The sequence below is a fragment of the Pseudomonas reinekei genome, assembly GCF_001945365.1.
GTDB lineage: Bacteria > Pseudomonadota > Gammaproteobacteria > Pseudomonadales > Pseudomonadaceae > Aquipseudomonas > Aquipseudomonas reinekei.
The window spans coordinates 53020-73303 of the sequence record NZ_MSTQ01000001.1 but is presented as its reverse complement, the minus strand read 5'-3'; the positions used below and the strand labels follow the sequence as shown (position 1 = coordinate 73303).

Genomic DNA, 20284 nt, shown 5'->3' with positions numbered 1-20284 from the left:
CACGCTCCTAGCATCATGCATCGCACAACATCAGCGGATGCCAGACATGCTCAGTTTCGATCCATCCCAATGGCTGGGACGTACCCAGGAAGCCCACGACCAGTTCAGCCGTAACCTGATCCAGCGCATTGCCGCGACTTTCAACGTGAAAGTTCCTGGTCAGGGTGAAGAACTTCCGTGGCTCTGGCACTGGTGCTTCTTTACGGAGCCAGCCGACAGCAGCGATCTGGGTACGGACGGGCACCCGGCACTCGGCACTTTCATGCCGCCGGCTCATGGTCGCAACCGGATGTGGGCTGGCGGGCGCCTGGATTTCATCGAGCCGTTGCGCGTGGGGTTGCAAGCCACCCGCAAGACCCGGATCGAAAAGATCGCGGAAAAGACCGGTCACACGGGCTCGCTGCTGTTCGTGACACTCAAGCATGAGTATTGGCAGGACGGCCAGCTATGCATCTCGGAAGAACAAGACATTGTCTACCGCGAGCCTAGCCCACCCAAGCTGGGGCAAGGTGAGCCAGTGCCTGAATCCGAGTGGAGGGAGAACTTTAGCCCCACTCCGGTGTTGCTGTTCCGCTATTCCGCATTGACCTTCAATGCCCACCGCATTCACTTCGACTGGCCCTACGTCACAGAGACCGAAGGCTACCCCAACTTGGTAGTTCATGGCCCATTGACCGCCACCCTGAGCATGACTGCTTTCGTGCGCGCCAATCCCCTGGCCCGCGTGCGCCGCTTTAGTTTCCGCGGGCTGCGTCCGCTGATTGCCCCGGACGACTTCCAACTCGGTGGACGACACACGGGTTCCGGCACCGCCGAACTGTGGGCAAGCAATGCGAGCGGCCTTTGCCAGCAAGCCGAAGTGCATTTCGACTGACTCTATAAAAAATGCGCCCGCCTTGGTCGCGGACGCCCAATTCGAGGAACGCTCCATGAGCCACCGTAACAGCGAAGACATCAAATCCATCCGTGAAGGCGTCCGCGCCCTGTGTGCCGAGTTCGACGCTGCCTACTGGCGCAAGATCGATGAAGAAAAAGGTTTTCCTGAAGCCTTCGTCAGCGCCATGACCCAGGCCGGGTGGTTGTCGGCAATGATCCCCGAAGAGTACGGCGGTTCCGGCCTGGGCCTGGCCGAAGCCTCGGTGATCCTGGAAGAAGTGAATTACTGTGGCGGCAACTCCGGCACCATTCACGGCCAGATGTACAACATGTTTACGCTGCTACGTCATGGCAGCGACGCGCAGAAGACCTACTACCTGCCGAAACTGGCCAGTGGCGAACTGCGCCTGCAATCGATGGGTGTGACCGAACCTACCACTGGTACCGACACCACCAAGATCAAGACCACCGCCGTGCGCAGGGGCGACAAGTACGTGATCAACGGCCAGAAGGTGTGGATCTCGCGTATCCAACATTCCGACCTGATGATCCTCCTCGCCCGCACCACACCGCTAGCGGAGGTGAAGAAGAAGTCTGAAGGCATGTCGATTTTCCTCGTCGATCTGCGCGAGACCATCGGCAAGGGCCTGACCGTGCAGCCGATTGCCAACATGGTCAATCACGAAACCAACGAATTGTTCTTTGACAACCTTGAGTTGCCGGCCGACAGCCTGATCGGTGAAGAAGGCAAAGGCTTCCGCTACATCCTTGATGGCCTCAATGCAGAGCGTACCCTGATCGCTGCCGAGTGCATCGGCGATGGACGCTGGTTCACCGAGAAATCCAGCGCCTATGCCCGCGACCGTGTGGTATTCGGCCGTCCGATCGGACAAAACCAGGGCGTGCAGTTCCCGATCGCGGAAGCCCACATCGAAATCGAAGCGGCTGACCTGATGCGTTGGCGCGCCTGCGAAGAATACGACAGCGGAATCAACGCCGGCGCAAGCGCCAACATGGCCAAGTACCTCGCAGCCAAGGCGTCCTGGGAAGCGGCTAATGCTTGCTTGCAAACCCACGGTGGCTTCGGTTTCGCCTGCGAGTACGACGTAGAGCGAAAATTCCGCGAAACCCGTCTGTACCAGGTTGCACCGATCTCAACCAACCTGATCCTGTCGTACGTGGCCGAGCATCTGCTCGAGTTGCCCCGCTCGTTCTGAGGGAAGATGCCGATGCATAACCCAACATTGCGTTCTGCCCTCTTCGTTCCGGGGAATCGCCCGGAGCGCTTTACGAAGGCGCTGATCAGCGGCGCAGATATCGTTATCGTTGATTTCGAAGACGCGGTCGAAGAAGAACAAAAAGCCAAGGCGCGCGCCAACCTGAGCGCGTTCCTTGACACCAACACCACTGCCCGCGTCTGGGTTCGGGTAAATATGGCCGGCCATGCCGAACATCAAGCCGACCTGGAAATGTGTTGTCACCCAGGCGTCGAAGGCATCTTTTTACCCAAGGCTGAAACGGCGGAGCAACTGCTGCGGGTATCTGCGACGGGCAAGATGATGATTCCTATCGTTGAGAGTGCCCTGGGCCTTGATGCGCTACCGGCTATGGCACGCGTACCCGGTGTCGTGCGCCTGACCTACGGCCGATTGGACCTTGGGCTGGATCTGGGCCTGGACGTGACCAGCTATGGCGCAGAACGCATGTTCGATCAAGTTCGGTACTCCTTGCTGTTGCAGACTCGTCTGTCCGGCCTGGCCGCTCCGCTGGAAAGCGTGTTCTCGAACATCGAAGACAGCGAGCGTCTGCAACATTACGCCCGCACCGCTGGCAATATGGGCTTCGCCGGGATGCTGTGTATTCATCCGAAACAGGTTGCCGTGGTTCACACCGCCCTGGCACCGACGGAGGAAGAACTGGTTTGGGCCCGCCACGTCCTCGATGCGGCCGATGGCCGAGGCGCCTTCAGACTCGATGGCGAAATGATCGATGCCCCGGTGATGGCGCGCGCTAGGCAATTTCTGTCCCTGAGTGCATGGACCACACCGACGAAGCCTGACGCTGATCGCTGATACGTCCGAATACACCCGATTTAAAAGACACCCATAAAGAGTTGCCTCCGCCGGTACGCCCACGACGCCCACCGGCGGCGGTAACTCAGGAGGTATTCACGCGGTCTGTGAGCCCAGCAACGCGGGCTCCATGGCCGACACCGATATCGCCCACTGATACTGCGCATGAAATTTGTTTGGAGGCCCCCTGCTATGAGAGTTTTGGTATCGATCAAGCGTGTGGTCGACTATAACGTCAAGATCCGCGTGAAAGCGGACAACTCCGGCGTCGACCTCGCCAACGTCAAGATGTCGATGAACCCGTTCTGCGAAATCGCAGTGGAAGAAGCCGTACGCCTGAAGGAGAAAGGTGTTGCGACTGAAATCGTCGTCGTTTCCGTCGGCCCGTCCACCGCTCAAGAGCAACTGCGCACCGCGCTGGCTCTGGGTGCCGACCGCGCCATCCTCGTCGAATCCGCTGAAGATCTGACTTCCCTGGCCGTTGCCAAGCTGCTCAAAGCTGTTGTCGACAAGGAACAGCCTCAGCTGGTAATCCTTGGCAAACAAGCCATCGACAGCGACAACAACCAGACTGGCCAGATGCTCGCTGCACTGAGCGGTTACGGTCAGGGCACCTTCGCTTCGAAAGTCGAAGTGTCCGGCGACAGCGTTGCCGTGACCCGCGAAATCGACGGCGGCGCACAGACCGTTTCCCTGAAACTGCCGGCCATCGTCACCACCGACCTGCGTTTGAACGAGCCGCGTTATGCGTCCCTGCCAAACATCATGAAAGCCAAGAAGAAGCCTCTCGAAGTGCTGACTCCGGACGCTTTGGGCGTTTCCACCGCCTCCACCAACAAGACCGTGAAAGTCGAAGCGCCTGCTGCACGCAGCGCGGGTATCAAGGTCAAGTCGGTGGCTGAACTGGTCGAGAAACTGAAAAACGAAGCGAAGGTAATCTAATCATGACTATCTTGGTAATCGCTGAACACGACAACAAGGTAGTGGCTCCGGCCACCCTGAACACCGTGGCTGCCGCTGCCAAAATCGGCGGCGACATCCACGTTCTGGTCGCTGGCCAGGGCGCTGGCGCCGTGGCTGAAGCCGCTGCGAAAATCGCTGGCGTGGCCAAAGTGCTGGTGGCCGACAACGCTGCCTACGCTCACCAGTTGCCGGAAAACGTAGCGCCGCTGGTAGCCGAGCTGGGCGCTGGCTACAGCCACATCCTGGCTGCCGCGACTTCCAACGGCAAAAACATCCTGCCGCGCGTTGCCGCTCAGCTGGAAGTTGACCAGATCTCCGAGATCATCTCGGTGGAAAGCGCTGATACCTTCAAGCGCCCGATCTACGCCGGTAACGCCATCGCTACCGTTCAGTCGAACGCTGCGGTCAAAGTGATCACCGTGCGTGCCACCGGTTTCGACCCGGTGGCTGCTGAAGGTGGTTCGGCTGCTGTTGAAGCGGTTGCTGCTGCGCACAACGCTGGCACCTCGAGCTTCGTTGGCGAAGAACTGGCCAAGTCCGATCGTCCTGAACTGACCGCTGCCAAGATCGTCGTTTCCGGCGGCCGCGGCATGCAGAACGGCGACAACTTCAAACACCTGTACGCCCTGGCCGACAAGCTGGGCGCTGCCGTCGGTGCTTCGCGCGCCGCGGTCGACGCAGGTTTCGTACCCAACGACATGCAGGTCGGTCAGACCGGCAAGATCGTTGCTCCACAGCTGTACATCGCGGTCGGTATCTCCGGCGCGATCCAGCACCTGGCCGGCATGAAAGACTCCAAAGTGATCGTGGCGATCAACAAGGACGAAGAAGCGCCGATCTTCCAGGTGGCCGATTACGGGCTGGTGACTGATCTGTTTGAAGCTGTGCCCGAAATGGTTTCGCTGGTTTAAATATCAGGAATGACCAGAGGGTTGAATAGGGCCTCTTAATATATATAACAAAAGCAAATAGTATCAATGCGTACAATTCGCTTTTATTATTTATGCGGCGGCGCGAGGATTATTCCCCCCATAAAAATGAGTTAAATCCTCGTTGTATGTTGAGGTTCGTTTAAGTGGAAAACCGTTCGCCGGTCCGATTGCAGGGATCATGTGGCAGATGCTGGAGGACAATGGTGTTACCCACTTAACCGTTTTTCAGCTTCGCGAGTCTTTAATGGAACCTCAATCCGCTGCCCCTTAATTCGAGATCAATAAAATGGCCAAGGCTGCCGATGTCGTTGTGCAATGTCTGGAAAATGAAGGTGTCGAGTTTGTATTCGGCATTCCTGGCGAGGAAAATCTCGATCTGCTTGAGTCCCTGCGAAAATCGAAAATCAAGCTGGTACTGACTCGCCACGAACAGTCCGCCGGCTTCATGGCTGCCACCTATGGAAGGCTGACAGGTAAGACTGGTGTGAGTCTGTCGACTCTTGGTCCAGGGGCCACCAACCTGGTCACCGCCGGAGCCTACGCCTACCTGGGCGGCATGCCGATGCTAATGATCACCGGCCAGAAACCGATCAAAAAGTCCAAACAGGGTCGCTTCCAGATCCTCGATGTGGTCGGCATGATGCAGCCACTGACCAAGTACACCCACCAGCTCGCTTCTGCCGACAACATTCCGTCCCGTGTACGCGAAGCGTTTCGCTTGGCGGAGGAAGAAAAGCCCGGTGCCGTGCACCTGGAGTTGCCAGAAGACATCGCCGCCGAGCAGACGGATAGCCTGCCTGTCCCGCCGAGCTTGCATCGACGCCCTTTGGCCGAGCACAAATCCATCGAAGCAGCCGTTCAGAAACTGCAGGCGGCCCGTAGCCCGATTCTGGTTATCGGTGCAGGTGCCAATCGCAAGATGACGGCCAAGGTGCTCAAGCAATTGATTGACAGCACCGGCATCCCCTTTGTCACCACGCAAATGGGCAAGGGCGTGGTGGATGAGCGTCATCCACGCTTTCTCGGCAACGCTGCCCTTTCCGCTGGAGACTTCGTGCACCGCGCTGTCGAAGCCGCCGATCTGATCGTCAATATCGGCCACGATGTCATTGAAAAGCCGCCATTTTTCATGGTCCGTGGCGGTACCGAAGTGATCCACATCAACTTCCGTTCTGCCGAAGTCGATCCTGTGTACTTCCCGCAAATCGAGGTGGTGGGCGACATTGCCAACGCCGTGTGGCAGATCGGTGAAGCGCTGCAGATCCAGACTCATTGGGATTTCAGTCGCCTCATGGCGATCCGCGAAGCCAACGAAGCACAGATCATCGAGGGCGCGGACGACAAGCGTTTCCCGATTTACCCGCAGCGTTTCGTTGCTGACGTGCGTCGCGCCTTACCGTCAGAAGGCATCGTCGCCCTGGACAATGGCATCTACAAGATCTGGTTCGCGCGTAACTACAAGGCCCACAAGCCCAATACCGTGCTGCTGGACAACGCCCTGGCGACCATGGGCGCGGGCCTGCCGTCGGCCATGGCCTCGCATCTTGTCTACCCGGACCGCCCGGTAGTCGCCGTGTGCGGTGACGGTGGTTTCATGATGAATAGCCAGGAACTGGAAACGGCCGTGCGTTTGAAGATGAACCTCACGGTCATCATCCTGCGCGACGACGGCTACGGCATGATCCGCTGGAAGCAGTCGAACATGGGCTTCACCGACTTCGGTCTGGACTATGGCAACCCGGACTTTGTCATGTATGCACAAAGCTATGGCGCTAAAGGCCACCGGGTAGAAAGCGCCGAAGGCTTCCTTCCACTGCTGGAGAGCTGCATCAGTGAGCCGGGTGTGCACGTGATCGATTGCCCCGTGGACTACTCGGAGAATGATTTCATTCTCAACAGCGAACTCAAGAGAAGAAGCGCGTTGGTCTGATCCTTCTATCATCATTCAATCTCAGGGGCGGTGCCGGATGCCGTGCCGCCCGCGTTCAATGACAACACTGGAGTTCATGATGCAGCTTAAAGACACCCAGTTGTTCCGCCAGCAAGCCTTCATCGATGGCGCTTGGGTCGATGCGGACAATGGTCAGACGATCAAGGTCAACAACCCGGCAACGGGCGAAATTCTGGGCACCGTGCCGAAAATGGGCGCTGCCGAAACCCGCCGTGCGATCGAAGCCGCTGACGAGGCGCTGCCGGCCTGGCGTGCGCTGACCGCCAAGGACCGTGCGAACAAGCTGCGTCGCTGGTTCGAGCTGATCATCGAAAACCAGGACGACCTGGCTCGCCTGATGACGCTGGAGCAAGGCAAGCCATTGGCCGAAGCCAAGGGCGAAATCGTTTACGCCGCTTCCTTTATTGAGTGGTTCGCCGAAGAAGCCAAGCGCGTCTACGGTGACGTGATTCCGGGCCACCAGCCAGACAAGCGCCTGATCGTGATCAAGCAGCCAATCGGCGTGACCGCTGCAATCACCCCGTGGAACTTCCCGGCCGCGATGATCACCCGTAAAGCCGGCCCGGCCCTGGCCGCCGGTTGCACCATGGTGCTCAAGCCTGCTTCGCAAACGCCGTTCTCCGCATTCGCTCTGGCTGAATTGGCCCAGCGTGCCGGCATTCCTGCGGGCGTGTTCAGCGTTGTGTCCGGCAGCGCCGGCGACATCGGCAGCGAGCTGACCAGCAACCCGATCGTGCGTAAATTGTCCTTCACCGGCTCGACCGAAATCGGTCGCCAGCTGATGGCCGAATGCGCCAAGGATATCAAGAAAGTCTCCCTGGAACTGGGCGGCAACGCGCCGTTCATCGTGTTCGACGATGCGGACCTGGATAAGGCCGTCGAAGGCGCGATCATTTCCAAATACCGCAACAACGGCCAGACCTGCGTATGCGCCAACCGTCTGTACATTCAGGATTCGGTCTACGACGCGTTCGCCGAGAAGCTGAAAGTGGCGGTGTCCAAACTCAAGATCGGCAACGGTCTGGAAGAAGGCACCACCACCGGTCCGCTGATTGACGAAAAAGCCGTGGCCAAGGTGCAAGAGCACATTGCTGACGCCGTTTCCAAAGGCGCCACCGTGCTGTCCGGCGGCAAAAGCATGGAAGGCAACTTCTTCGAGCCGACCATCCTGACCAACGTGCCGAAGAACGCAGCCGTGGCCAAGGAAGAAACTTTCGGTCCATTGGCGCCGCTGTTCCGCTTCAAAGACGAAGCCGAAGTGATTGCGATGTCGAACGACACCGAGTTCGGTCTGGCCTCGTACTTCTACGCTCGCGACCTGGGCCGTGTGTTCCGTGTGGCCGAAGCCCTGGAATACGGCATGGTCGGCGTCAACACCGGGTTGATCTCCAACGAAGTCGCGCCGTTCGGCGGCATCAAGGCGTCGGGCCTGGGGCGTGAAGGCTCCAAGTACGGCATCGAAGATTACCTGGAAATCAAATACCTCTGCCTGAGCCTGTAACACGCGACCGAATCAGCTCTTTCAATGATGGAAGGGCTGATTAAGTTATTCAAAACTGCCAAGTATGGCGCGCACCACTCCCCGACTGCTCATGACGAAGCGATTGTTGGCGAAACGATACTGGTTGAATTGGATGACCGCAGGATCACATCATGAACAGGACTGAAAGCACCATTCGCTTGGCTGCCATCAAACTGATTTCCCGTAACGGCTATGAGTCGATGAGTCTTCGTCAACTGGCGGCTGAGTCCGGGGTCAATGTCTCGACGCTCTATCTGTATTACAAAAGCAAAAGTGAGTTACTGCTGGAACTAATCCTGGAGTACCTCCAGAGTCTGGGTCACGAGTGGAATCGCAACTGCCCCGCCGCTAATGTCAGCGCCAGCATACAACTGCGCTCCTTTATTTCGTGCCATATACGCTACCACCTGGAACATCAAGACCAAGCGATGTTAGGCAACCTCGAACTCCGAAGCCTGGACGAGGAATCGTTATCACAGGTTTGCCAGGCTCGACAGATATACCTGAAAACCTTGCAGGACTTACTCGAGCAGGGCGCGAGGGAGGGGGCTTTCGTTTGCGCCGATTCAAAGCAGATGGCGCGCACCTTGCTCAATATGCTGACCCACGCTTGTGTCTGGTATCAGGCCGATGAACGCTGGGGCATCGATGAGGTGATCCGACATTACTCCGAACTGGTGATGAGAATGCTCAGCCCCACTCTAGTCGCTGTGGCCGGTGTACCAGACCGCCGACCTTCCATTACTCGAAGAGTCGTGCCAAGGGAACTATGCCGATGACCGACCCGCAGCAATCGTTTTCCATGGAAGGAAAAGTCGTATGGGTCGTAGATGCCTCAACCCGGTTGGGTGCGCGTTTCGCTCGCCTCATCGCCCGCGCCGGAGCGCAGGTGGCCATTGGTGCACAGCATTCCTGGCAACTGGTTCAACTGGCGGCGGATCTGCGCTGCGAAGGCGCCGTGGTGTTGACCGTCAGCCTAAACAGCGAATGCCGTGTCAGTGTGGAGGCAGCGCTGGCAACGATTCAAGAGTGCTTGGGCAACGTCGATGTACTGATCAACAACAGCGGCGAACACGAATACACTCCACTGAACGATCACATCGTCCACTGCACCAATTTACACATGATGAATAGCGAACATGGCGGCAGTATTGTGACCATTGAGCCGCCACCGAGCGCCATAAGCGAACCCAATCCATGTCTGCGGCCCAACAGTAGCCTGATCCGCATGAGCCGAGCCTTGACCCAGTCGCTGACACCCCATCGCGTTCGTGTCAGCGTGATCGCAGCAGGACGTGGAGATAACCCAAGACTAAAAGAGTCCAGGCGTTCATCTTCAATGACCTGAACGTTGGTCATTGAATAATATTCAACTCAGATAACGACGCTGTGTTCTTGAATGCTCGCGGGCAAATGGATGGAAAGGTAGTCAATCAAGCTCCTTACCGATGGCAGCATTCCCTTCGGCTTTGGAAACAACAAGTGAATAATATGTTCCGCACCTGTCCAGCCACGAAGTACCAACTCCACTTGATTGCGTGCAACAGCTGATGAAGCGATGGGTTCTGGAAGGAGCGCTACACCGAGACCATGAATCGACGCCTCAAGTTGCATCCTCAAGTCATCCGATAATAACCGCGGCGTGTGAGCAGCCAGACAACTGCTTCCCCCATTTTCCAGCAACCATCTCCCCTTACCATCCTGAACGTCTCCCGGACGGCAAAGTGTGTCTACTTGCTTGAGATCTTCTGGCGACTCCAACTGGCCACAACGTGCGATAAATGCAGGGCTGGCCACCAGCACACGCCGAGCCACGCCGAGTTTTCGCGCAACCAGTCCGGCCGAATCTTCGATTTGCGGGCGGGCCCTGAGCGCGAGGTCGAAGCCCTCCTCGATCAAGTTGACCTCGCGATCCGTTGCATTGAGTTCCAGGCGTACCTTGGGATGCATCAACAGATAGCCCGGCAGAATCGGCGACAAATACGTCTCCGCCATCACTTGCGGGCAACTGAGCCGGACCATACCCGCCGGCTCGATTTGCAGGTTGGCAATGCTGTCGAACGCCGTATTGGCCCCTTCGACCACGGTCAGGCATTGCGCATAAAAGTGCGAGCCTGCCTCAGTCAAGGCAATTTGACGGGTAGTTCTGTTTAGCAGGCGTACACCCAGACGCGACTCGAGGATAGCCACCCTGCGGCTTAAACGCGTTTTTTCAACACCCGAGATTTTTGAGGCAGCGGTAAAGCCTTTATGGCGCACCACGAGGACGAAGTATTGAAGGTCATTGAGGTCATCAATCATTGGTGCTGCCCTGCAACAGTCTTGGGTGATTTGACCATCTTATCGATGATTAATGCCTAGTTTACAGTTCATCGCATGAAAACAGCGCTATAAATACGTGCGAAGGATGACAAAGATGTCGATCAAGTTTTCCCCAATAGCTGAAGCCAAAAAGGCTGAACTGGGTGCTCAATTTTCCGCACATCGCCTTGATTTGGACGCACTGACGGGGTTCAGCGCCCCAATCATGGGATTTGATCATTTCCGTGCGAGCGGCCCGACCTTTGCACCGCACCCCCATGCCGGTTTTTCCGCCGTGTCATATCTCTTCGAAGACTCCACTGGCGGCCTGCGAAACCGAGACTCCCTTGGCCACGACTTGGTCATCGAGCCCGGCGCCATGGTCTGGACCCAAGCTGCCCACGGCGTGGTCCACGATGAGCACCCTGCCGTCAACGGCGAGGAAGTACACGGACTGCAACTGTTCGTCAACCTGTCCCGGTCGCACAAAAATCTGCCGCCGCGCGTGATCCATGCATCCGCAGACCAGGTTCCGACCGTGGTCACCGGGCAAGGAGCGCGGGTACGGATTTTGACGGGGTGCTTCAATGAAATCGAAGGGCCCATCGCGCCGGTTGAGCCGTTTACTTTCTTGGATGTGACCCTAAGCGCCAGCTTCACCTACTCGGTACCCAACGGGCAAAACGTCCTGATCTACGTGCTGTCGGGTGCTCTCACTCTTAGCGCCTTTAGCGAACAACGATCATTAACGGCACATCAAGCGATTGCCGCCCGAAGTCTGTCGCAGCCGGAAGATGTACACCTTGTCCCTGACCAAGACGCCCATGTGCTGATTCTTTCCGGCTTCGACCCACAAGAGCCGGTGGCGGTGTACGGCCCATTCATCATGAACGATCAGGCCGGACTCCAGGCCGCCTACTCCCGCTACGTGGAAGGAAAGATGGGCAAACTGCCTCCCCTCTGAACCTCACTGAAATCATCCCGGCGATCCACGAATCGTCGCAACGGCCATGGATTCCATGGCCGCATCACCGGCTGCAAGCCGACTGAAAACCCAGGAGAAACCCAATGAGCTACGATCGTCTGTCAGCTGACAACGCCGCCGTCGTGTTTGTCGATCACCAGACCGGCCTGTCCAACGGCGTGCAGGACCAAAGCCTGCCCGAATACATGACTGCGGTGGCCGCCTTGGCAAAGCTGACCAAGGCCTTCAACCTGCCCGCAATCATCACCACCAGCGCCGCAGATGGCCCCAACGGTCCGGTGCTGCCAATCATCACCCAGACGCTGCCCGATGCTCCAATCATTCACCGCCCGGGTGAAATCAATGCGTGGGGTAACCCGGCCTTTGTCGAGGCTATCGAGAAAACCGGCCGCAAGAAACTGATCGTGGCGGGCGTTTCCACCGAAGTCTGCGTCACCTTCGTCGCGTTGTCGGCGATCAAGGCCGGTTATGACGTGTACGCGGTGATTGATGCATCGGGTACCTGGAACAAGCTGGTGCAGGAAGTCGCCCTCGCCCGCATGGTCCAGGCAGGTGTCGTTCCGATGACATGGGTCGCAGTAGCCGCCGAGTTGCAAGCGGACTGGCGTAACGTCACCGGCGAAACACTGGCCCAGATCATGGGCTTACACCTGCCATTCTATGGCAACCTGCTGGGTAGTTTCATGGCGGCCAAAGGCTAAGCGAACGGCGCCACCGTTTGGCCTATCATCCGCTAGAGTCCATCGCCAGCCGGCTCGCTCCTGCTAAAATAAAACCTGCAGGAGCTAGCTTGCTCGCGGAACAAAGCCCTGGAAACAACCTACTGCTGGTGACCTAGCCGGAGGAACGGGCGCTGATCGAGGGATTCAAAATCACTTACCAACGCTGCGTCAGCCAGGCGGATGTGATTCATGAACTGATCAAAAACGGCCGAGGCGATGCAGGTCTTCAGTTGGCGTGGGCCGACATGGACAAGGTCGCTCGGACCATGATCGATCAACTGGAAAAGCTTGAACAACTTCACGACGCGTCGAAAATCAAGTCCAGCACCGAAGCCACGCAGTTTTACCTGAATGCCAAACGGACCACTCTGTTGCTGGCCTTGCGATTGACCCTGAGTTTGGCCTGCCCATCAGCCAGACACTGACTGCATCGGAAACGGTCGCCGGCGGTGACCTGCGCCCTTCTCGTATCCACATCACCGGCAGCGACGGGCGGCCCTGTTGCTGAAATCCATGGAGCGCATGCGGAAAATCCTTCGCGGCACCCTGATTCATGCGGGTGATCCCGCCAACCAGCTGTCCTCGGCCACCCACGAAATGAGCGCGTTGATGCTCAGCAGTTACAGCCTTGGTCGCAAGTTCGGTGATGGCCATTGACGAGCGCAACACCGTGATTGCCAGCGCTTATGAAGAACAGGTGCAAGTGGCGCATGAGGTGGACAGCAATTTGGTACGCATCCGCGACTTATCCGCACAATCAGCGGTGCGTTCCTTTCAGACCTGCAGGGCCAGCGACGCTCTAGCCGACTTGGCCAATGGTGTGAATGCCAGGCTGAAACACGTTCAGTTATGAGATTGGCTCAGCCCGTTTAACGAGAGTCAGCCAACTCATCTTGGGAAGACGAGTATGGAAGGGCAGCTAAAATCTCGCCTCTCACGCTTGGAGTGACGTTTGTCTGGTTTGAAACCGCGACCTTTCGGGTCACCATCAAATATTACACATTCAGTTACCAATTTCCGTGACCGCTCCTGAAGGACGTCAGCACTCCCACAAGGCTCAGAAAATGCGCTAAGTGGCCGTTTTATAACGCATTGACCAAGGAGGCAGTCTCCGCATGTACCTTCGCATTCATCCTATAAACGAGATTTATTCATAAGCATAAACCAGATTATTTGTTTCCAGCTTCCTTAGCCTCTAGTTTGTCCTCAAAGCAGATCTACTTTTGCACATAATAATTAAAAATAAGGCTTGAATATGACTATTCCACACATCTAGATCCGCTGACGCAGATTATTAGAGCCCGATCATCCAAACCTCACATTAAAATGGCACTTGCGCTAGATTTGAAAACTCATCTTCCCAAAAAGTAAAACTCATTAACGTTCCACATCCCTTCAACGCCAAAATAAAAACTCTCGGCTCTATGATTGATTGCATTAGGCAACGTGTCACATTGACCATTGCCAATCTACCAATGCATAAATATGTCAATCGCCACATCCAAACAGATAGGAAAATAAAAATGAATAAAATATCGAAATGGCATGTATTGATAGGTTGCTTTATAGCATATTTCTTTGATGCGATCGAAATTGTAATGCTTTCACTTTCACTGCCAGTGATCAGGCAGGACATGGACCTCAATATTAACCAAGGGGGACTCTTGGCAACCGCCACTCTTTTAGGTATTGGAGTAAGTAGTGTTATTGCTGGCTGGTACGCAGACACCTTTGGGCGAAGAAAGGCTATGCTTACCTGTTTGCTACTGTTTGGTTCATTAACAGCGATACTCTCGAGCATTGAAAATCTTTATGTATTCATGGGTCTGCGCTTTCTTTCCGGACTTGGGCTGGGCGGCCTGTGGGGAATTGTCGCAGTATACATCGCTGAAAGTTGGCCATCACATCAACGGGCCAGAGCGACGTCACTTGCAATCAGCGCGTTTGCCATTGGTGCTATCGCGGCGTCATTAGCGGCAAAATACATGCTACCCGAATGGCGGACCATGTTTGTTTACGCAGGCGGCATGGTCGTTATTCCTGTGCTTTACATCTATTTCTGGGTTCCAGAAACACCTGCATGGAAGGCAGCCAAGGCGCAGAATCTTAGCCTCAAAAAAAGCGCTACGATTACTGAGATTTTCTCACCGGCGCTCATAAAATCGACTCTACTGGGTACTACAGCAGCCAGTTTTGCCCTGCTCGGCTACTGGGGTGCCAATACGTGGCTACCTACCTATCTAGTCCAAGAACGAGGCTTGAGTTTGAGTTCCATGGCAACCTTCATGGCCATACTAAATATTGGCAACTTTATTGGTCTGAATTTCTTCGGATACTTGGCGGACATTATTGGAAAGCGAAAAGTTATCATCATTTCCCTCGTATGCACCACGGTAATGTTACCAGTTTATATTTATGCCTCCCAGGCAAACACACTGCTCTGGCTTGGTGCCCTGTATGCATTTTTCATCGCCTTTGCGGGTTTGTTCGGTGCATATTTCAGCGAATTGTATCCTACTCACGTTCGAACGCTGGGCGCCGGGTTTTGCTTCAACGCCGGGCGCGGCTTGGCCGCTCTTGCGCCGTTATTGCTAAGCGGTATCGCAACATACTACAGTTTGGCGGCTGGTTTGATGGTTTGCGCCGGATTTTTTTTCGTCTCGGCATGCGTTATATGGTTCATGCCCGAAAAGCCAAAGTTGGTGACTCAGGACATCATACTCGAACCCGTTTCGGCAAACCGGCAGGAGGTAACATGAAATGAAATATTTTAAGGGTGGCCACATATTGCACGCGGATTAACGCTTAAATAAACCCGGATACCATCCGGGTTTATTCAGGTATCTTTTATGCATCCACCCAAAGGAAAAATAAGTCGATCCACTTGGCTTATTGTTTTTGATTAATATGCCTATGCCACTCAGCCGGTCTCCTCGATGTCTATACGCAACGTTGGCTTCGGCACGGAGCTAGTCCGGATGAAGTGAAAGTCAAACTTGGAAAAATTCTTCAAGGCGCTGACCCTCCACATTCTGAGGCGGCTGTTCAGAAGCTTTTGCATGATGCGTTTTTTGGGGACGCTACCCGCTTTTCAGCAGTCTGTTCTGGGGTGCTTGGTTAACGTGTAAAACAGTCTTAATGGTGATCTGAGTAGCAGTTCCTGGCCGTTTTCAGCCTTTCGCGACGGATAGCAATCGGCCATTAGCGGACGCTAACTGCCCATCCCCATCTAGTGCTCCCAGACAGGGACCTGACCCAGTCATTTCAACGGGTCATACCTGATCAACGTCTTCGGCTCCAAATACGCGCTCATCCCCCACCTGCCCATTTCGCGCCCAAGGCCTGAATGCTTGAATCCACCGAAGGGGGCACGTGGTTCGTGGGCCAGCGTGTTGATGAGCACGCGCCCCGAATCGATCTGCCGGGCGACGTTCATACAACGTTGGGAGCTTTTTCCCAGCACCAGGGCGCTCAGTCCATAGTCCGTATCGTTGGCAATGCTGATCGCATCAGCATCATCCTCGTAGGGGATGATCGTCAGCACGGGGCCGAAGATTTCCTCACGCGCGATGCGCATCCGGTTGTTGGCATCAGTGAAGATCGTGGGCTTCACGAACCATCCGGCGTGCAAGCCTTCCGGGCGACCTTCGCCACCCGCCAGCAACCTCGCGCCTTCTTCCTGGCCGATACGGATGTAGCGCTGCACCCGTTCCCATTGTTTCTGGCTCACCATCGGACCGATGTCAGTGTCGGCGTTGCGTGGATCGCCCGATTGAATCTGTGCGACACCCTCCTTCGCAATCCGCTCGAACTCTGCCAACCGACTGCGCGGCACGAGAATGCGAGTGCCTGCGATGCAAGCCTGGCCGCTGTTGAGAAATCCCGCTTGCAGCACCAGCGGCATGACGGCCTGAAAATCCGCATCATCAAGCACCACGGTGGGCGACTTTCCGCCGAGTTCAAGCGTCACGCGCTTCATGGTGTCAGCACCGGTTTTTACCAGATGTTGGCCGATAGCGGACGACCCCGTGAACGAGATCTTGGCAACGTCGGGATGACGGGCGATTTCCTCGCCTACCACATCGCCTCGTCCGTTGACGATATTGAATACACCCGGTGGCAGCCCCGCTTCGTGCAACGCCCTGACCACCACCTGCGTCTGCAACGCGCTCATTTCGCTGGGCTTGATGACAGCGGTGCAGCCTGCTGCCAGCGCGGTGACCAGTTTGTTGCAGATGAAGCCCGCATTGCTGTTCCAAGGTGTGATCAGACCGGTAACGCCCACGGGCGTCAGAATGACCCTGGCCATGCCGACCTGCTCCTCGAAATCGAACGCCTCCAGTGCATCGATTGCTTGCGCGATCACATCAGCCGGATAAGTCGCCATCCAGCGCCCGCGAACTGCAGGTGCGCCGTATTCCGTGAGGATGGCTTCCAGCAACTCTTCCTCCTTTGCCGCCACGGCCTGGTGCATGCGTTGCAATGCCGAAATTCGTTCTTCCCTGCTTGTACGAGCCCACGCCGGGAACGCAGCCTTGGCGGCTGCGATGGCACGCTGAGCGTCCAGTGCATCGCCCAATTGAACCTGACCAATGACTTTCTCGGTGCTCGGGTTATGAAGGTCGAACCATTCCTGACCGTGTGGAATGACGAACTCGCCGTTGATGTAGATGTGTTCAATGCGTTGCATCGCGACTCCTCGCTCAAAATGGCTCGCCTGAATCGAGCCTCTGTGATGAAGTCTAAGAAGAGTTCATTATTCCGATAAGCCATCCTTTTGCTTACGAAGCATCCTTATATTCAGGACAATCCATGCACAGAACAGGAATGACCGAGCTGGAAGTGGTTCTGGCCGTTGCGCGCCGCAGCAGTTTTCGCGGCGCAGCACAGGAGTTGGGAATGTCCACTACCGCCGTGAGCAGCGCGGTGGCCGGCCTGGAAGCACGCCTGAAAGTTCGCCTGTTCAATCGCTCAACGCGCAGCGTTGCCCTCACCGACATCGGGCAACGCTATGTCGCACGCATCGCACCTGCGTTGGCCCAGATCAAAAGTGCCGACGAAGAAGCCAGCGTCGGCCCCGATGAACCCAGCGGCACATTGCGCATCAATGCGCCGCATGGCGCGGCCTACCTGCTGCTGGAGCCGCTATTGAAGCAGTACGCTGAGCGCTATCCCGAAGTGCGCATCGACATCGTCAGCGAATCAAGCATGGTCGACATCGTCGCTGGGGGCTTCGACGCCGGGATTCGCCTGGCAGAGTCTGTGCCGCAAGACATGATCGCCGTGGCACTGTCAGGTGACATCCGGATGCTCGTGGTCGCAACGCCCGAGTACCTCGAACGCCACGGCGTGCCCGAGCATCCGCGAGATCTACTCACCCACCGGAGCATCGGCATGCGCATGGCCCATGGTGGCCTCTACCAGTGGGAATTGGAGCGCGATGGCCAAAAGCTGCAGATGGATCTGCCGGTGCGCTTCGCCTCCAACGAGTTGCTGGCCATCAAACAGGCCGTGTTGTTGGGCCTTGGCATTGGATTTATTTCCGAGTGGTTCATCGTCGATGAACTGGCAAGCGGCGCACTGGTGCCGGTGTTGATGCCGTGGTGCCCTTCATTTGGCGGGTTGAGGCTCTACTACTCGGGCCATCGTTTCGTACCAGCGCGATTGCGCGCACTGATTGAACTGGCGCAGAAGTTGCGGCCCACGGTGGGTTGATTTTTATGCCCCCTTGTATCGTCGAACATAACTGTAATACCCCATATAAACCCGCCTCCTGCGTCGCTTGCTCCTGGGAACAGCCGAGTGTCATTGCGCTGTCGAGTCATTCACTTTCATATTTGAGGCTTGCGTCGAACTTGTGTCGATTCGCAGGAATGATTGCTGGTGGTCGTTTCGGGTCCGATGAGTGCGTGGTGACGCTTTCCTCAGCCACGTCAATCCGAACCGGGTAGCCGTTGAAGGTCAACGGTAGCGTTTCTGAGTCTTCAACGTTTGTGAGCACTCCGGGATGCACCTATAGGTAGGACTTATGCGATGGATTGTTTATCGGTCTTGGACGCTATTGATCGAATGGCAGAAGATTGCTTCACACCCAAGCAACAGCAACCGAGCCAACCGGACAGGAGAAACACCATGCAACAGTCCCACGCTTACAACGACACCAGCCTCGAACTGACCGCGAAAATACTCGACGCCAAGGCGCGCAAGAATCTGTCCTTCGAACAAGTGACTGAAGGCACCGGCCTCGGCCTCGCTTACGTCACCGCCGCCCTCCTCGGCCAGCACCCGCTGCCTGAAGCCGCTGCCAAAGTGATCGGTGAAAAACTGGAGCTGGATGCCGATTCGGTGGCCCGCCTGCAAATCATCCCGCTGCGTGGCAGCCTCAATGGTGTCCCGACCGACCCGACCATCTACCGTTTTTACGAAATGATCCAGATCTACGGCACCACGTTGAAAGCCCTGGTTCACGAACAGTTCGGCGACGGCATTATCAGCGCAATCAACTTCAAGCTCGACATGAAGAAAGTCGAAGACCCTGAAGGCGGCCACCGCGCAGTGATCACTCTCGACGGCAAGTTCCTGCCACTGCGTCCTTTCTAAGGATGCAACCACAGCTGTAAATCGGCCCGCAGCCTTGCGGGCCTGCTTCAAAAAACGACTAAGCCCTTTCGATCAATCACCACATTTGAATGGAGGATTCATCATGAGAAAAATTCTGTCGCTGGCCCTGTCTCTGACCGCTTCGCTGTCGGCCTACGCCCAGCCAGCCGTGGTCGCACCCGAGGCCGTTCCATTTGCGTACGGCATGCATCTGGATATCGCCAAGGTCGTCAATATCACGTCGGCGGCGGATGTCTGCGGCCCGACACCGGTGCAAATGACCTACCGCGATTCCCATGGTGAAACCCATGTTCTGGAATACAGCGTGATCGGCAGCGGTTGCACCAACTGATCGTTCCCCACACACCACTTATTGAAGGCACACACCATGAAAGCGCTCATCGAAGGGTTCTTGAAGTTCCAGAAAGAAGCATTCCCTCAACGCACTGACCTGTTCAAACACTTGGCCGCCACGCAACATCCAGGCACATTGTTCATCACCTGCTCCGACAGCCGCGTTGTACCGGAACTGCTAACGCAGCAAGAACCTGGCGAACTGTTCGTGATCCGGAACGCTGGTAACATCGTGCCGTCCTACAGCCCGCATCCAGGTGGTGTGTCGGCCACGGTCGAATACGCGGTCGCCGTACTGGGCGTGACCGATATCGTGATCTGCGGCCATTCCGATTGCGGTGCGATGACCGCTGTCGCCAAGTGCAAGTGCATGGATCACCTGCCAGCGGTCGCCGGTTGGTTGCAACATGCCGAGTCAGCGAAAGTCATCAACGAATCCCGTCCTCACGCCAGTGAAGCCGCCAAAGTCAGTTCCATGGTGCGTGAAAACGTCATCGCCCAACTGGCCAACATTCAGACTCATCCAAGCGTGCGCCTGGCTCAGGAAAAAGGTCTGGTGAATCTGCATGGCTGGGTCTACGACATCGGGACCGGTTCAATCGACGCCCTGGACGCCGACAACAAGACCTTCAAGTCACTGGTCAAGTATCCGAACACCGTTGCCGTTCATGCCCGTCCAGCAAAAGCTGTTGCCTGAATCAGCCTCTAATTTTCGAGAGTCCTCAACATGATTGAAGTCACCATGTATACCACCACGACCTGCCCCTACTGCCGTAATGCCAAGCGCTTGCTTGATGCCAAAGGGATTGCGTACAAGGAAATCGATGTACGCTCAGTCGATGTGAAGAACGAAATGGTCAGCCGAAGCGGTCGCCGTACCGTCCCGCAGATCTTCTTCGGCAACTGGCACGTTGGCGGCTTCGATGACTTGGCTCAACTTGAAAGCGAAGGCGGCATCGACCAGGTACTCAACCCGCGCATGGCGGGATGAGCACCGATGACGCCA

General features: G+C 56.3%; 21 protein-coding genes and 2 pseudogenes. 21 read left to right on the top strand and 2 right to left on the bottom strand.

Annotation, left to right across the window (positions count from 1 at the left end):
• The first annotated feature begins 46 nt into the window (after window positions 1-46).
• The 9 genes from BVK86_RS00365 to BVK86_RS00325 all read left to right on the top strand — a co-directional run bounded on the left by BVK86_RS00365 (window position 47) and on the right by BVK86_RS00325 (window position 9664).
• Entirely contained in the window at window positions 47-874 is an 828-nt protein-coding gene (locus BVK86_RS00365) for an HTD2 family dehydratase (protein WP_075944516.1), read from the top strand.
• Between the two features lie 55 nt (window positions 875-929).
• Window positions 930-2093 (top strand): acyl-CoA dehydrogenase family protein, encoded by a 1164-nt coding sequence (locus BVK86_RS00360; protein ID WP_075944515.1) that lies wholly within the window; start codon window positions 930-932, stop codon window positions 2091-2093.
• A gap of 12 nt (window positions 2094-2105) precedes the next feature.
• The gene (locus tag BVK86_RS00355) at window positions 2106-2948 is read left to right on the top strand and encodes an HpcH/HpaI aldolase/citrate lyase family protein (protein ID WP_075944514.1); all 843 of its coding nucleotides are present in this window, start codon (window positions 2106-2108) and stop codon (window positions 2946-2948) included.
• A 192-nt stretch (window positions 2949-3140) separates the two neighbouring features.
• Entirely contained in the window at window positions 3141-3890 is a 750-nt protein-coding gene (locus BVK86_RS00350) for an electron transfer flavoprotein subunit beta/FixA family protein (RefSeq protein ID WP_075944513.1), read from the top strand.
• A gap of 2 nt (window positions 3891-3892) precedes the next feature.
• A complete protein-coding gene (locus tag BVK86_RS00345) occupies window positions 3893-4822 on the top strand; it encodes an electron transfer flavoprotein subunit alpha/FixB family protein (protein ID WP_075944512.1) in 930 nt (309 codons plus the stop codon).
• A gap of 307 nt (window positions 4823-5129) precedes the next feature.
• Complete coding sequence (locus tag BVK86_RS00340; protein WP_075944511.1) at window positions 5130-6773, top strand: acetolactate synthase large subunit; 1644 nt, start codon at window positions 5130-5132, stop codon at window positions 6771-6773.
• A 79-nt stretch (window positions 6774-6852) separates the two neighbouring features.
• Window positions 6853-8295 carry an NADP-dependent succinate-semialdehyde dehydrogenase gene (gabD, locus tag BVK86_RS00335; protein ID WP_075944510.1) on the top strand — a complete coding sequence of 481 codons (1443 nt, stop codon included), beginning with the start codon at window positions 6853-6855 and terminating at the stop codon, window positions 8293-8295.
• A gap of 152 nt (window positions 8296-8447) precedes the next feature.
• Window positions 8448-9095, top strand: a complete 648-nt coding sequence (locus BVK86_RS00330) for a TetR/AcrR family transcriptional regulator (protein ID WP_075944509.1) — start codon at window positions 8448-8450, stop codon at window positions 9093-9095.
• A complete protein-coding gene (locus BVK86_RS00325; protein WP_075944508.1) occupies window positions 9092-9664 on the top strand; it encodes an SDR family NAD(P)-dependent oxidoreductase in 573 nt (190 codons plus the stop codon). Before BVK86_RS00330 ends, BVK86_RS00325 begins: the two co-directional genes overlap by 4 nt.
• A gap of 26 nt (window positions 9665-9690) precedes the next feature.
• Here BVK86_RS00325 and BVK86_RS00320 read toward each other — a convergent pair whose 3' ends face one another.
• Window positions 9691-10617, bottom strand: a complete 927-nt coding sequence (locus tag BVK86_RS00320) for a LysR family transcriptional regulator (RefSeq protein WP_178134545.1) — start codon at window positions 10615-10617, stop codon at window positions 9691-9693.
• A gap of 115 nt (window positions 10618-10732) precedes the next feature.
• Here BVK86_RS00320 and BVK86_RS00315 point away from each other — a divergent pair, with 115 nt between their 5' ends.
• The 7 genes and pseudogenes from BVK86_RS00315 to BVK86_RS30035 form a co-directional block, all read left to right on the top strand.
• Window positions 10733-11581: a pirin family protein gene (locus BVK86_RS00315; protein ID WP_075944507.1), complete on the top strand. Its 849-nt coding sequence runs from the start codon at window positions 10733-10735 to the stop codon at window positions 11579-11581.
• A 104-nt stretch (window positions 11582-11685) separates the two neighbouring features.
• Window positions 11686-12303 (top strand): isochorismatase family protein, encoded by a 618-nt coding sequence (locus BVK86_RS00310; protein ID WP_075944506.1) that lies wholly within the window; start codon window positions 11686-11688, stop codon window positions 12301-12303.
• A 266-nt stretch (window positions 12304-12569) separates the two neighbouring features.
• Window positions 12570-12749: a hypothetical protein gene (locus tag BVK86_RS00305; RefSeq protein WP_139315735.1), complete on the top strand. Its 180-nt coding sequence runs from the start codon at window positions 12570-12572 to the stop codon at window positions 12747-12749.
• 97 nt (window positions 12750-12846) lie between these two features.
• On the top strand, window positions 12847-12981 hold the full coding sequence (locus BVK86_RS30300; protein WP_256574619.1) for a hypothetical protein: 135 nt from the start codon (window positions 12847-12849) through the stop codon (window positions 12979-12981).
• A pseudogene (locus BVK86_RS00300) lies at window positions 12938-13177 on the top strand (methyl-accepting chemotaxis protein); the annotation flags it as partial. The gene BVK86_RS30300 and the pseudogene BVK86_RS00300, both read left to right, overlap by 44 nt.
• 601 nt (window positions 13178-13778) lie before the next feature.
• Complete coding sequence (locus tag BVK86_RS00295; RefSeq protein WP_231977882.1) at window positions 13779-15083, top strand: MFS transporter; 1305 nt, start codon at window positions 13779-13781, stop codon at window positions 15081-15083.
• Between the two features lie 147 nt (window positions 15084-15230).
• A pseudogene (locus BVK86_RS30035) lies at window positions 15231-15474 on the top strand (SAM-dependent methyltransferase); the annotation flags it as partial.
• A 109-nt stretch (window positions 15475-15583) separates the two neighbouring features.
• Here the strand turns inward: BVK86_RS30035 and BVK86_RS00285 are convergent.
• Window positions 15584-17014 (bottom strand): aldehyde dehydrogenase family protein, encoded by a 1431-nt coding sequence (locus BVK86_RS00285; protein ID WP_075944502.1) that lies wholly within the window; start codon window positions 17012-17014, stop codon window positions 15584-15586.
• Between the two features lie 122 nt (window positions 17015-17136).
• On the opposite strand from BVK86_RS00285, the gene BVK86_RS00280 reads away from it, so the two are divergent.
• The 5 genes from BVK86_RS00280 (at window position 17137) to grxC (ending at window position 20269) form a co-directional block, all read left to right on the top strand.
• Window positions 17137-18039 (top strand): LysR family transcriptional regulator, encoded by a 903-nt coding sequence (locus tag BVK86_RS00280; protein ID WP_075944501.1) that lies wholly within the window; start codon window positions 17137-17139, stop codon window positions 18037-18039.
• Between the two features lie 417 nt (window positions 18040-18456).
• On the top strand, window positions 18457-18924 hold the full coding sequence (cynS, locus tag BVK86_RS00275) for a cyanase (protein WP_075944500.1): 468 nt from the start codon (window positions 18457-18459) through the stop codon (window positions 18922-18924).
• 103 nt (window positions 18925-19027) lie between these two features.
• Window positions 19028-19276 (top strand): DUF2790 domain-containing protein, encoded by a 249-nt coding sequence (locus BVK86_RS00270; protein WP_075944499.1) that lies wholly within the window; start codon window positions 19028-19030, stop codon window positions 19274-19276.
• Window positions 19277-19312: 36 nt separating this feature from the next.
• The gene (locus BVK86_RS00265; RefSeq protein WP_075944498.1) at window positions 19313-19975 is read left to right on the top strand and encodes a carbonic anhydrase; all 663 of its coding nucleotides are present in this window, start codon (window positions 19313-19315) and stop codon (window positions 19973-19975) included.
• Window positions 19976-20005: 30 nt separating this feature from the next.
• Window positions 20006-20269 (top strand): glutaredoxin 3, encoded by a 264-nt coding sequence (gene grxC, locus BVK86_RS00260; RefSeq protein ID WP_075944497.1) that lies wholly within the window; start codon window positions 20006-20008, stop codon window positions 20267-20269.
• Window positions 20270-20284 lie beyond the last annotated feature (15 nt).

What these genes read in the sequence shown, in the direction of transcription:
- BVK86_RS00365 (WP_075944516.1), top strand. Translation starts at nt 47, where the DNA reads ATGCTCAGTTTCGATCCATCCCAATGGCTGGGACGTACCCAGGAAGCC.
- BVK86_RS00360 (WP_075944515.1), top strand. Translation starts at nt 930, where the DNA reads ATGAGCCACCGTAACAGCGAAGACATCAAATCCATCCGTGAAGGCGTC.
- BVK86_RS00355 (WP_075944514.1), top strand. Translation starts at nt 2,106, where the DNA reads ATGCATAACCCAACATTGCGTTCTGCCCTCTTCGTTCCGGGGAATCGC.
- BVK86_RS00350 (WP_075944513.1), top strand. Translation starts at nt 3,141, where the DNA reads ATGAGAGTTTTGGTATCGATCAAGCGTGTGGTCGACTATAACGTCAAG.
- BVK86_RS00345 (WP_075944512.1), top strand. Translation starts at nt 3,893, where the DNA reads ATGACTATCTTGGTAATCGCTGAACACGACAACAAGGTAGTGGCTCCG.
- BVK86_RS00340 (WP_075944511.1), top strand. Translation starts at nt 5,130, where the DNA reads ATGGCCAAGGCTGCCGATGTCGTTGTGCAATGTCTGGAAAATGAAGGT.
- gabD (WP_075944510.1), top strand. Translation starts at nt 6,853, where the DNA reads ATGCAGCTTAAAGACACCCAGTTGTTCCGCCAGCAAGCCTTCATCGAT.
- BVK86_RS00330 (WP_075944509.1), top strand. Translation starts at nt 8,448, where the DNA reads ATGAACAGGACTGAAAGCACCATTCGCTTGGCTGCCATCAAACTGATT.
- BVK86_RS00325 (WP_075944508.1), top strand. Translation starts at nt 9,092, where the DNA reads ATGACCGACCCGCAGCAATCGTTTTCCATGGAAGGAAAAGTCGTATGG.
- BVK86_RS00320 (WP_178134545.1), bottom strand. Translation starts at nt 10,617, where the DNA reads ATGATTGATGACCTCAATGACCTTCAATACTTCGTCCTCGTGGTGCGC.
- BVK86_RS00315 (WP_075944507.1), top strand. Translation starts at nt 10,733, where the DNA reads ATGTCGATCAAGTTTTCCCCAATAGCTGAAGCCAAAAAGGCTGAACTG.
- BVK86_RS00310 (WP_075944506.1), top strand. Translation starts at nt 11,686, where the DNA reads ATGAGCTACGATCGTCTGTCAGCTGACAACGCCGCCGTCGTGTTTGTC.
- BVK86_RS00305 (WP_139315735.1), top strand. Translation starts at nt 12,570, where the DNA reads ATGGACAAGGTCGCTCGGACCATGATCGATCAACTGGAAAAGCTTGAA.
- BVK86_RS30300 (WP_256574619.1), top strand. Translation starts at nt 12,847, where the DNA reads ATGCGGAAAATCCTTCGCGGCACCCTGATTCATGCGGGTGATCCCGCC.
- BVK86_RS00285 (WP_075944502.1), bottom strand. Translation starts at nt 17,014, where the DNA reads ATGCAACGCATTGAACACATCTACATCAACGGCGAGTTCGTCATTCCA.
- BVK86_RS00280 (WP_075944501.1), top strand. Translation starts at nt 17,137, where the DNA reads ATGCACAGAACAGGAATGACCGAGCTGGAAGTGGTTCTGGCCGTTGCG.
- cynS (WP_075944500.1), top strand. Translation starts at nt 18,457, where the DNA reads ATGCAACAGTCCCACGCTTACAACGACACCAGCCTCGAACTGACCGCG.
- BVK86_RS00270 (WP_075944499.1), top strand. Translation starts at nt 19,028, where the DNA reads ATGAGAAAAATTCTGTCGCTGGCCCTGTCTCTGACCGCTTCGCTGTCG.
- BVK86_RS00265 (WP_075944498.1), top strand. Translation starts at nt 19,313, where the DNA reads ATGAAAGCGCTCATCGAAGGGTTCTTGAAGTTCCAGAAAGAAGCATTC.
- grxC (WP_075944497.1), top strand. Translation starts at nt 20,006, where the DNA reads ATGATTGAAGTCACCATGTATACCACCACGACCTGCCCCTACTGCCGT.